At 34.5% G+C, this 12017-nt stretch carries 11 protein-coding genes; 2 read left to right on the top strand and 9 right to left on the bottom strand.

All coding sequences use genetic code 11. The features are described from left to right. Window positions 1–72 precede the first annotated feature (72 nt). Window positions 73–1101, bottom strand: coding sequence for a UDP-N-acetylmuramate dehydrogenase (murB, locus tag ACJJVN_RS02555; protein WP_405370853.1), 1029 nt, complete (start codon window positions 1099–1101; stop codon window positions 73–75). After that, on the bottom strand, window positions 1098–2288 hold the full coding sequence (locus ACJJVN_RS02550; RefSeq protein WP_405377034.1) for a pyridoxal phosphate-dependent aminotransferase: 1191 nt from the start codon (window positions 2286–2288) through the stop codon (window positions 1098–1100). The genes murB and ACJJVN_RS02550 overlap by 4 nt, the downstream gene beginning before the upstream one ends. Window positions 2289–2407: 119 nt before the next feature. On the opposite strand from ACJJVN_RS02550, the gene ACJJVN_RS02545 reads away from it, so the two are divergent. Beyond that, complete coding sequence (locus tag ACJJVN_RS02545) at window positions 2408–3691, top strand: aspartyl protease family protein (protein WP_405377033.1); 1284 nt, start codon at window positions 2408–2410, stop codon at window positions 3689–3691. A 5-nt stretch (window positions 3692–3696) separates the two neighbouring features. On the opposite strand, the gene ACJJVN_RS02540 is transcribed toward ACJJVN_RS02545, so the two are convergent. Beyond that, window positions 3697–4104, bottom strand: a complete 408-nt coding sequence (locus ACJJVN_RS02540; protein WP_317044694.1) for a DUF1573 domain-containing protein — start codon at window positions 4102–4104, stop codon at window positions 3697–3699. Window positions 4105–4220: 116 nt separating this feature from the next. On the opposite strand from ACJJVN_RS02540, the gene ACJJVN_RS02535 reads away from it, so the two are divergent. Continuing rightward, the gene (locus ACJJVN_RS02535) at window positions 4221–6851 is read left to right on the top strand and encodes a valine--tRNA ligase (protein ID WP_405377032.1); all 2631 of its coding nucleotides are present in this window, start codon (window positions 4221–4223) and stop codon (window positions 6849–6851) included. A 311-nt stretch (window positions 6852–7162) separates the two neighbouring features. Here the strand turns inward: ACJJVN_RS02535 and ACJJVN_RS02530 are convergent, their stop codons facing one another. The 6 genes from ACJJVN_RS02530 to rsfS all read right to left on the bottom strand — a co-directional run bounded on the left by ACJJVN_RS02530 (window position 7163) and on the right by rsfS (window position 12013). After that, complete coding sequence (locus ACJJVN_RS02530; RefSeq protein ID WP_405377031.1) at window positions 7163–7441, bottom strand: acyl-CoA-binding protein; 279 nt, start codon at window positions 7439–7441, stop codon at window positions 7163–7165. Further along, the gene (locus tag ACJJVN_RS02525; RefSeq protein WP_104515690.1) at window positions 7442–8092 is read right to left on the bottom strand and encodes a phosphatidylserine decarboxylase family protein; all 651 of its coding nucleotides are present in this window, start codon (window positions 8090–8092) and stop codon (window positions 7442–7444) included. Continuing rightward, window positions 8082–8921 (bottom strand): phosphatidate cytidylyltransferase, encoded by an 840-nt coding sequence (locus ACJJVN_RS02520; RefSeq protein WP_104515689.1) that lies wholly within the window; start codon window positions 8919–8921, stop codon window positions 8082–8084. Before ACJJVN_RS02520 ends, ACJJVN_RS02525 begins: the two co-directional genes overlap by 11 nt. After that, window positions 8922–9539 carry a lactate utilization protein B/C gene (locus tag ACJJVN_RS02515; protein ID WP_104515688.1) on the bottom strand — a complete coding sequence of 206 codons (618 nt, stop codon included), beginning with the start codon at window positions 9537–9539 and terminating at the stop codon, window positions 8922–8924. Between the two features lie 65 nt (window positions 9540–9604). Next, entirely contained in the window at window positions 9605–11623 is a 2019-nt protein-coding gene (ftsH, locus tag ACJJVN_RS02510) for an ATP-dependent zinc metalloprotease FtsH (protein ID WP_104515687.1), read from the bottom strand. 18 nt (window positions 11624–11641) lie between these two features. Continuing rightward, on the bottom strand, window positions 11642–12013 hold the full coding sequence (gene rsfS / locus ACJJVN_RS02505; RefSeq protein ID WP_104515686.1) for a ribosome silencing factor: 372 nt from the start codon (window positions 12011–12013) through the stop codon (window positions 11642–11644). Window positions 12014–12017 lie beyond the last annotated feature (4 nt).

Below are 12017 nucleotides of genomic sequence, written 5' to 3'. Positions count from 1 at the left end.
GTATGGTTATAAGTCTCTAATGAGAACCACAGTTTAATTATAAATACAATTATTAGTTATTCTAATAGTTTATTAATCGATTAGGTTTACTTCAGTATCAATTTTAATGCCGTATCGATTCATGACATGTTGTTGTATTTTATGAGCAACATCAAGTATTTCTTTACCGGTGGCATCTCCATAATTTACTAAAACTAATGCTTGTTTTTCATGCACACCAGCATCACCATATCTTTTTCCTTTAAAACCAGACTGGTCTATAAGCCAGCCAGCAGGGACTTTTACATAATTCTCGTCTACAGGATAAGATGGCATGTCAGGATGCATTCTTATAAGGTCTTCATAAACAGTTCTTTTAATAACTGGATTTTTGAAAAAACTACCACTATTACCTAATACTTTAGGATCAGGTAACTTACTGCTTCTTATATTAATTATAGCTTGTGATATTTTTTGAATAGAAAGGTCGCCTTGTAAACTGTCTAACTCTTCTTTAATCGCGCCGTAGCCTATTTTAAAATCATAATCATTAGTCTGATTAAGATCTGTTAATTTAAAAGTCACTGACGTAATTACATATTTACCAGCAGCATCGTTTTTAAATATAGAATCTCTGTATCCGAATTTACAGTCGGCTAGAGTGAGTGTTTTTTCTTCTAGCGATTTTAAATCAATTACTTCACAGCTATGGAAAACATCTTTAAGTTCTACACCATAAGCGCCTATATTCTGAATAGGAGATGTGCCCACGTTACCAGGAATGAGTGATAAATTCTCGACACCTGCTAGATTATTTTCTATACAATAAAGTATAAAGTCATGCCAGTTTTCTCCTGCCATGACTTTAAGAAATACATTATTTTCTTCTCGCCTAGTAACTTCCATTCCTTTTAATAGAACATGAATTACTGGTTTTTGAATATCGTTTATAAGTAGCATGTTACTTCCGCCGCCTAATAAAAAGATATCTTGACCTACATAGTAACCTAGAGATTCTTTTAATTGTTGCGTTGTAGTTGTTGCTGAGTACGCTTTCGCGAAAGCGGATATTCCAAAAGTATTGTAACTTTTTAAAGAAAAATGATGCTTAATTTCTATCATGCTTTATATGCTTTCAACGCATGATCTAAGATACGTACCGCTTTTTCTAGAGATTCCTTTTCTAGAACATAAGCTATTCTTATCTGGTTTTTTCCCATTCCTGGAGTACTGTAAAAACCAGCTGCAGGTGCTACCATAATGGTCTCGCCATCTAGTTCAAAGTTTTCTAACATCCATTGTGCAAAAACGTCGGTGTCCTTTACAGGAAGTTGTGCCACACAATAAAATGCGCCGCCAGGATTTGCCACTTCTACACCTTCTATTTTCTTAAGACCGTCGATGAGAACGTCGCGACGCTCTATGTATTCTCCTATAACCTCGTCAAAGTATTCTTGTTTTGTTTCTAAAGCAGCCTCTGCAGCTATTTGTGCAAATGTAGGAGGGCTTAATCTAGCTTGTGCAAATTTCATTGCGGTAGCCATTACTTCTTTATTTTTTGAGACCATGCAACCTATACGTGCACCGCACATACTATATCTTTTTGATACAGAATCTATCATGATGGCATGTTCTTCTAGACCAGCAATGTTCATTACTGAGAGATGTTTACGGCCGTCATAGGCAAATTCTCTATAAACCTCGTCAGATAAGAGGAAAAGATCGTGTTTTTTAACTAGAGCAGTTAATTGATCCATTTCTTCTTGAGTGTATAAATAACCAGTTGGATTTCCTGGGTTACATATAAGAATAGCCTTAGTTTTATCAGTAATCAGTTTTTCAAACTCGCTTATTGCAGGTAAAGCAAAGTTGTTTTCAATGGTTGTTGAGATAGGTTTTACAGTAACACCGCTTGCTGTTGCAAAACCGTTGTAATTTGCATAAAATGGCTCAGGTATAATAACCTCGTCTCCATTATCACAAATACTACCCATGGCAAACATTAACGCCTCACTACCACCAGTAGAGACTATTATGTTTTCATCAGTTAGATTCATGCCTATTTTATTGTAATGTACGGCCAGTTTATCTCTGTAAGATTGGTTTCCTGCACTGTGGCTGTATGCAAGAACAGTCATATCAGTATCTTTAACAGCATTAATTGCTTGTTCTGGCGTTTTAATATCTGGTTGACCTATGTTAAGTTGATAGATGTGAACACCTCTAGCTTTTGCAGCTTCGGCATAGGGAACTAATTTTCTAACAGGGGAAGAAGGCATTTTAAGCCCTTTTTCAGAAATCTTTGGCATAACTTAATTTTATTACTACAAATGTACTACTTGAGTAAGGATGCTCAAAAGACTTTGACTAAACCTTATATTTATTGTTCATGAAAAACGCGGTTCTTTGATTTTCTTTGATTTTCTGTTTGTGTAGTGCAACTGCTCAAGAAGGTTTTGCATTTAATAAGAATATAAAAAAGGATAAGATTGCTTTTGATCAATATTCTAATTTAATCGTACTGCCAGTAACAGTTAATGATGTAGAGTTTAACTTTATTCTAGACACTGGTGCAGCAAGAACTATTATTTTTAATTTAAAAGGTATAGACTCTCTTAGTATTAAGGAAGGTAAGTATATCTCAGTAAATGGTTATGGTAGTAATGAGGCGTTGAGTGCTTATTATTCTAGAGGGAATAAAATAGAAATAGGCGATTTTATAAGCGATACTCATGCAGATGTTCTTGTTCTAAGCGATAGCGAGATAGATATATCACCAAAGTTAGATGTAGAAATACATGGAATTCTTGGAGTTAATTTTCTTGAGAATTTTGTTACACATATAGATTATGAAAATGGTTATTTAAAGATATATGAGAACTTTGAAGATCTTCCATCTTCATTGAGAAAAGCACAGCAGTTTAATGTTACTACTTATAATAGTAGGTTGTTTGTCAATCTAGAATTAGATAATAGGTTAGTAAAAGGCGATTTTAAACTACTTCTGGATTCAGGAAGTGGCGATGCTTTATGGATTTTTGAAGACATAGATGATGCGATGACTATTGAGAATAGTTTTGAAGACTATTTAGGTTTTGGTATAAATGGAGAGATTTTTGGGTTAAGGACTAAAGTGAATGCGGTTCATTTATTCAATTCAACTTTAAAAAATGTGGCCGTTTCCTATCCTTTTAAAAAGTATCAAAGTACAGAAAAAGCAAATACCTCTCATGATGGTAGCTTAGGAGGAGAGGTGTTAAGAAGATTTGACGTGGTGATCGATTACCCTAAGGGTAAAATCAGTATGAAACCTAATAATAGTTTTGAAGAAGGTTTTTATTACAATATGACCGGACTAGGTGTTAAGAAAGGCGAGTTAGAATTATTCACACATTTAGATAGAGATTTTACAAACAGAAACGTAGATGGTTCTAGTAGTCAGATAACGCTTACTTCTAAGACTAGAATGACTTATCAATACGTCCCTAAAATATATGTAGACTATTTGCGAGAAGGCTCTCCTGCTCATAAAGCTGGCATTCAAATAGGAGATCAAATTATTTCTATTAATGGGCGACAAAAAAAACAGCTCACTGTAAATAATGTCAGTGAGCTGTTTTATAAAAATCCTTATAAGAAGTTGAAAATGAAATTAAAAAGAGGAGAAACGGTATTTAATGTAAAGATTATAAATATTCCATTAATCCGTTAATTAAATTATTCTTCTTCCTTAGCTGGTAATACTTCACCTTTTAATCGCAAAGGGATTAATTTTTTTTCAATATTAGCATAAGCCGTGATGGTCTTTACAATAGGACCTACCTTTTTAGTGTCGTATTTTACAACTATTTCACCTGTCATGCCTTGTGCAATAGGTTCTTCTGGCTTTGATAAAATGTCACAACTACATGAAGAGTATATTTTATATATCTTCAATGGGTTCTCACCAGTATTTTTAAAAGTAAAAGTTCTGACACCATCACTTCCTTTTTCAACTTTTCCATAATCAATAGTAGAAGTTTCAAATTCTACGGTAGTCATAGGGTCTAAAGTTGTACTATCTTGTGCTTGCATACTTGTAGAAACGAGTCCCGTAAACAAGAAAATAAGTAGTAAATTTTTCATCATTATTTATTTAAGTTAATAAAAGTAAACTATCGAGCTTAAAGTGGCCGTTAATGGCGTGTAATTTTTAAGTTAATAGTACTTTTGTCGTTGTAAATTCAAAAACTAAGCCAAACATGTCCTTAGCATCTAAATACGATTCTAAAACTACTGAAGAGAAGTGGTATAAATTCTGGATGGATAACGATTTCTTTAAATCTGTACCAGACGAGAGAGAAAGTTACACCATTGTAATCCCACCACCTAATGTGACAGGAGTCTTGCACATGGGCCACATGTTGAATAATACTATTCAAGATGTATTGATACGTCGTGCTCGTTTAAAAGGTTACAATGCATGTTGGGTTCCTGGAACAGATCATGCTTCTATCGCGACAGAGGCTAAGGTAGTTAAGAAACTTAAAGAACAAGGAATTGATAAAAATGACTTGTCTAGAGAAGAGTTTTTAAAACACGCTTGGGACTGGACAGATGAATATGGAGGTATTATCCTGGAGCAACTTAAAAAATTAGGAGCTAGTTGTGACTGGTCTCGTACTAAATTTACTCTAGATGACGATATGTCTGCATCTGTCATAAAGGTATTTATTGATCTTTATAATAAAGGACTGATTTATCGTGGTTACCGTATGGTTAACTGGGATCCAGAAGCAAAAACAACTCTTAGTGATGAAGAGGTTATTTACGAAGAACGTAACGGACACTTGTATCATTTAAAATATCAAATTAAAGGAAGTGAAGATTTTGTAAGTATTGCAACTACACGTCCTGAAACCATTTTAGGAGACGCAGCTATTTGTGTGCATCCAGAAGATGAGCGTTACACAGATTTAATAGGTAAAACTGTTATTGTACCTATCGTAAATCGTGAGATACCAGTTATAGCAGACTCTTATGTAGATATGGAATTCGGTACAGGAGCGTTAAAAATCACTCCTGCGCATGATGAAAATGATAAGAAAATAGGAGAGACCCATAATCTAGAAGTAATAGATATCTTTAATGCAGACGCTACTTTAAATAGTTTTGGTCTTCACTATGAAGGTAAAGATCGTTTTGTAGTGCGTAAAGAAATCTCTGCTGTGTTAGAAGAAAAAGGTTTCTTGATTAAGAAAGAAGACCACGTTCATAAAGTAGGTACCAGCGAGCGTACAAAGGCAGTAATAGAACCACGTCTATCAGACCAGTGGTTCCTTAAAATGGAAGACCTTGCTCAACCTGCTATAAAAGCAGTTAAGGAAGATATAGTAGAATTATTGCCTCCTAAATTTAAGAGTACTTATTTCCACTGGATGGAGAATGTGCGCGATTGGAATATCTCTAGACAGTTAATGTGGGGACAACGTATCCCTGCTTATTATTATGGAGATGGGAAAGAGGACTTTGTTGTTGCAAATAGTTTAGAAGAGGCTGTTACGCTTTCGCGAAAGCGAACTAATAACGATAACCTGAAAGCAGAAGATCTACGTCAGGAAAACGACGTTCTTGATACTTGGTTCTCTAGTTGGTTATGGCCTATAAGTGTATTTAATGGTGTTCTTGAACCAGAAAATGAGGAGATTAATTATTATTATCCTACTCGTGATCTAGTAACTGGTCCAGATATTCTTTTCTTTTGGGTGGCTAGAATGATAGTTGCTGGTTATGAATTAAGAGATGAGAAACCATTTGATAAAGTATATTTAACAGGATTAGTGAGAGATAAACAACGTCGCAAGATGTCAAAATCTTTAGGTAATTCTCCTGATGCACTAGGTTTACTAGAACAATATGGAGCAGACGGTGTACGTGTAGGATTGCTTTTAAGTGCAGCTGCAGGAAATGACATTATGTTTGATGAAGATCTTTGTCAGCAAGGAAAAGGTTTTGTAAATAAAATGTGGAATGCATTTAAACTTACCCAAATGTGGGAAGTTGATAACTCAATTGCACAACCAGCGCATAGTGCACAAGCAATAGCGTGGTATAGAAGTCGTTTTAATGAAACTCTTGCTTTAATAGAAGATCATTACTCTAAGTATAGAATTAGTGATGTGTTAATGACATCGTACAAATTAATCTATGACGATTTTTGTGGTTGGTTATTAGAGATCATTAAACCAGAATATCAAAAACCGATAGATGTAAAAACACTTGCTGAGGTTATCGAGCTTTTTGAAGATAATTTGAGATTGATGCATCCGTTTACTCCATTTATTACAGAAGAGATATGGCAAACTATTTCAGAACGTAAGGTAGAAGATGCCTTATGTATTAATACATGGCCTAAAGGTGGTGATGTTGACACTGCTTTGTTATCTGACTTTGTACTGGTTCAAGATGTGATATCTGGTATTAGAACTGTACGTAAAGAGAAGCAAATTGCCTTTAAAAATGAAATTGAATTAAAAACAATTAATAACGAGAACCTTGATACAGCTTATAATCCGTTAATTCAAAAAATGGGTAATGTTTCAAGTGTTGAGGTGATTACAGAACAGTTGTCTGGTGCTGCAAGTTATCGTGTAAAATCTAATGAGTATTTTATACCGTTAGAAGGAAACATAGACGTAGCTGCAGAATTAGTTAAACTGGAAGGAGAGCTTAAAAGAGCTAAAGGCTTTTTAATTGGTGTGCAAAAGAAGCTGAGTAATGAGCGTTTTGTAAGTAGTGCTCCAGAGCAAGTAGTTGCAATAGAAAAGAAAAAAGAAGCAGATACTCTTGCTAAAATCGAGACCATCGAAGCGAGTATAAATGCCTTAAAGTAATTTATATGGACACGGTAGATACTACAGCTTTATTTATATTAGGTGGTGCGATACTTTTTGTTATTATACTAGTGGTAATAGTAATGAGGTATATGACTTATTTACTCAATAAAAGAAAATAATATATGAATCCATTTGTAACTATAGTTGTTGTTTTAGGTGCTGCAGTATTGTGTTTAACAATACTTGCTATCTATATTCTTAGAAAAAAAGAGTAATTGCCTGCACCTGTTTTAACTAAAAACCCTCAAAAGAAATTATTCTTTTGAGGGTTTTTTAATTGATTCTGTGTGGTGAGAATGATGAATTCTTTACCAAGGTTTAGGATATAATTTTTCAATTATCTCTATGTATTTTCTCTTAGCTTCGGTTTTAGTAAGAGATTGCACTTGTATAAGTGCGTTCATCTTAAATGCGCTTCTCAGGTCGTTAGATTCAAAGCTACGATTGTTAACATAAGGTTCGTCTATCGCGCGCTTATAATAGGCGTATAGATGTAATTGCAAGTCTGGTGGCACTAGAGATTGTTCTTCAGTGGATGCCTTGTCAAACGCCTTATTAAAAGCTATGTCTATATCTTTTTTTGTCATTTAAAATGTAGCCAGTACAGTTTCTCCTCCTTTTACTTTTTCATTTAGTTTTACGGTTACTGGAGTGTCTATAGGTAAATAAACATCCACACGACTACCGAATTTTATAAAACCACTATCGCTTCCTTGTACTATTTGCTCGTTTTCTTGTGCATAATTTACAATACGTTTTGCAAGTGCGCCTGCTATCTGGCGATACATTACTTGTATTTGATTTTTGTGATTTATAACTACAGTCGTTCTTTCGTTTTCTTCACTTGCTTTAGGGTGCCATGCTACTAGATATTTACCAGGGTGGTATTTACTGTAGGCTACCTGACCAGAAATAGGGTATCTGGTAACATGAACATTTATAGGCGACATAAACACAGAAATCATTAATCGTTCTCCTTTGAAGTATTCATTATCGGTAACTTTTTCTATAACAACCACTTTTCCATCTACTGGAGAAACTATCGTTTTGTCATTCAATTCTGTATTTCTTTTAGGGTTTCTAAAAAATTGTAGAATTATAAATAAGAATCCAATAGTAAATACAGATAGGGCTATTTGTAACCATTGTGGCATACTTACAAGCCATATAGCGCTCATTATTGCAGTAGTTAATAGAAATGCAATTAAGATTATTTTACTTCCTTCTTTATGAAACATGATTGATAATTATAAATGTTGCGTAAGCAAATGGGGCTGCAAATATAATACTATCCATACGGTCAAAAATACCACCATGTCCAGGCATTATACTACCGCTGTCCTTCACCTCGGCCTGTCTTTTAATTTTACTTTGTATTAAGTCTCCTATGGTACCAAAAAATGCTACTACAAATGCGATAATCATCCAGTCCCAAACAGTATAGTTAATGATACCTATGTAAAGTAGGTAGTAATAAAGGCCAGCACCTGCTGCAATTGCCATAACTAGGCCACCTAAAAAACCTTCAATAGTTTTTTTTGGTGATATGCGCTTCATTAATTTGTGCTTACCAAAGTTTTTACCAAACAGATAGGCAAAACTGTCGTTAGTCCAGATAATAGCAAAAATACCAATTAATAATTCTGGTTGATACTTTGGTGTTACTAGGTCCAGTTGTTCTACAACATCTGGTATGAGTGCTAGAAATAAACTACTACCTATAAGATACAATAAAGCAATGATGTGTTTTTTTGTGTTAAATAAAGCAATCCTATCTACTAGTACTAGATCTCTTATCAAGTAAATGTTTACTAATAAAGTAGCACCTAGTAGGACATAAATAAATTCCATCGATACGCTTTTCCACACAATGAAATAATAGGCAATAGGTAGAATAGGGTATATAAACCACTGTTTAAGCCTAATCATAGGCATTAATTCTAGAAGGCAGATAAATGCAAATACACAAAATAAAACGATAAATACATCCCTAGAAAATAGAGCGCTTAATACCACTAAGGAAACGTAAACGATTCCTGATATGGAACGAGTTATTAATTCTCTCATTTACAAGTCTTCTAAAAGTAAAAGATATACTCTTTTATTAGGTGTACCGTAGTCCATTAAATCTTTTTCTTGTTTAAGAACTTTTTCTTTAAAGTTTTTAAGCGTCGTGATATTTGTAGGAATATGAGCTTTACTATTATGTTTAATACCTCTCAATCCTTCTCCTATAGATTCGACTATCTGACTAGTGCTGGCTAGAATTACATAAGTGTCTGGTAGCTCAGCTGGTTTAGTTTCTTTAATCTGTCTAGAAGAAAAAAGTATGGCTCCATTATTTGCAATAACGTTTTCACAAGTTCCTAAGAAAAATTCTCCATCTAGCTTTGTAGATGAAAAATTAAGATTGAAACCCTGAAAACGTTTGCTTAGTTCGTGATCAAAACACAAAACATTCTTTTCAAAATAATCGTGCTCTACAAGAATATCTTCAAAATGTTGCTGAATTTCTTTTTCATCTATGGCATAAAGAAATCTACCACCTTGATGCTGGAAATTATGAATAAACTCCTCATCTAGAGGAGGTTTTTCTTCTGGCATATATTTAGAACGTTCCGGTCCAGAACCTTCAACAGGTTTAGATTCAGTGGATTTCTTGAAAAACTTTTTAAATATACTCATTGCCTATGACAGCATTAATTTAGGGATGAAATGTAAATATAGTTACTATTACTTATGCTAGCAAACTATTCTTCTTCATCCACAGATGGAGTACTGTTTAAAACAGGTCGATTAGACGATTTTAAAGAGATGGCTTCTTCCTTAATAAATGGTCTTTTTCCAAATATTTTTTCTAGATCATCTTTAAAGATTACCTCTTTCTCTAGAAGGATTTCAGCTAGCTCAGTTAATTTATCTTTATTTTCATCAAGAATCTTGATAGCGCGCTGGTATTGCTCTTCTATAATTTTAGAGATTTCTTCATCTATAACTACAGCAGTTTGTTCACTATATGGCTTAGTCATAGAATACTCTTGTTGACCACTAGAATCGTAATAAGTAATGTTACCTACTTTATCATTAAGACCGTAAATAGTAACCATAGCTCTTGCTTGTTTGGTTACTTTTTCAAGATCACTAAGAGCACCTGTAGAAATGTTGTTGAAGATAACCTTCTCTGCAGCACGACCACCCATAGTAGCACACATCTCATCTAGCATTTGCTCTGGACGTACAATTTGCCTTTCTTCAGGTAAATACCATGCAGCACCTAGTGACTGTCCACGTGGGACAATAGTAACCTTAATTAATGGAGCAGCATGTTCAGTCATCCAGCTTACCGTTGCGTGACCAGCTTCGTGGTATGCAATAGTTTTCTTTTCTGACGGTGTGATTAACTTATTTTTCTTTTCTAGTCCACCTACTATACGGTCTACAGCATCTAAGAAATCTTGTTTTCCTACCGCTTTTTTACCATTTCTTGCTGCGATTAGAGCGGCTTCATTACACACATTTGCAATATCAGCACCAGAGAAACCAGGTGTTTGTTTTGCTAAAAACGCCGTGTCTAGTTCATTTTCTACCTTTTTCAGAGGTCTCAAGTGCACTTCAAATATTTGTTCGCGCTCTCTTACATCTGGAAGATCTACATAAATCTGTCTGTCAAATCGTCCAGCACGCATAAGTGCTTTATCTAATATATCTGCACGGTTAGTAGCGGCTAGTACAATTACGTTAGTGTTAGTACCAAATCCGTCCATTTCTGTTAGGAGTTGATTTAATGTGTTTTCTCTTTCATCATTAGAACCAGACATGTTTGATTTTCCACGCGCACGTCCTATAGCGTCTATTTCGTCTATAAAGATAATCGCAGGTGATTTTTCTTTAGCTTGTTTAAATAAGTCACGTACACGACTGGCACCTACACCTACAAACATTTCAACAAAGTCAGATCCACTCAAAGAAAAGAAAGGAACCTTTGCTTCTCCAGCAACAGCCTTAGCAAGTAATGTTTTACCAGTACCTGGTGAACCTACAAGTAATGCTCCTTTAGGTATTTTACCACCTAATGACGTGTATTTTTCTGGGTTTTTAAGGAAATCTACTATCTCTTGTACTTCTTCCTTAGCACCTTCTAATCCTGCAACATCTTTAAATGTTGTTTTTATATCAGTTTTCTGATCAAATAATTTAGCTTTTGATTTTCCTATATTGAAAATCTGTCCGCCGCCGCCGCCAGCGCCGCCGCCACTCATACGTCTCATTAAGAATAGCCATATTCCTATGATAAATATAAATGGTAAAAAGGAAATTAATAGATCGATGATCCCTTCATCTTCACGGTCAAAAACTAATTTAGTTTCTGGGCTAGATTCATTTATTTCAAGAATTAATCTTTCTTCAAAAGTCTTTGCATCACCAAATTCTACCGTGTAATTAGGTAGTTTAATGCCTCCTAGAGAAGGGTCTTTTTTTGCAGCTTTATGTTCTTCTAGTTTTAAAGCCTCTTTAGTAAGGTATACTTGAGCGATACCTCTGTTGCTAACAACAACGATACTGTCTACCTGTTTTGCATCTATAGATTTAAAAAACTCTAAGTAATTTAATTTCTTAGTTTGATTAAACGTGCTATTAAATACACTGTACCCTACAAAAAGTAGCGCGATAGGTACTACTACCCACCATATACTGTATTTAGGTTTTCCTTGTCCAGGCATTAAATTAGGACGTTTTTTATCTGAATCTTTCTTTTGATTTTCTGACATTACGTGGTGTGATCTTAATTAATAAGTGCTTTCTATAACTGTAGATTTTGCATCGCCCCAAAGTTCTTCAAGGTCGTAATATTCTCTGATTTGTTTTTGAAATACGTGAACTACTACGTTTACATAATCCATTAAAACCCATTCTCCTTGGTCAGTACCCTCTACATGCCATGCATTTTCATGTAGTTCTTTACGTACTCTTCTTTGAACTGAGTTTACTATTGCATTTACTTGAGTGTTAGAGTTACCATTGCATATTATAAAATAACTAGTAACAGTGTTTTCTAGTTCTCTTAAATCAAGTATTGTTATGTTATTTCCTTTTACATCCTCTATTCCTGCAACGATTTGTGCGATAAGGGCATCTGTAGAAACTTCTTGTTTAGTCATCAAA

Source organism: Nonlabens sp. Asnod3-A02, assembly GCF_045063755.1.
GTDB classification, from domain to species: Bacteria; Bacteroidota; Bacteroidia; order Flavobacteriales; family Flavobacteriaceae; genus Nonlabens; species Nonlabens xylanidelens.
The sequence above is the reverse complement of the archived record's forward strand: the minus strand, read 5'-3'. Positions and strand labels throughout refer to the sequence as shown.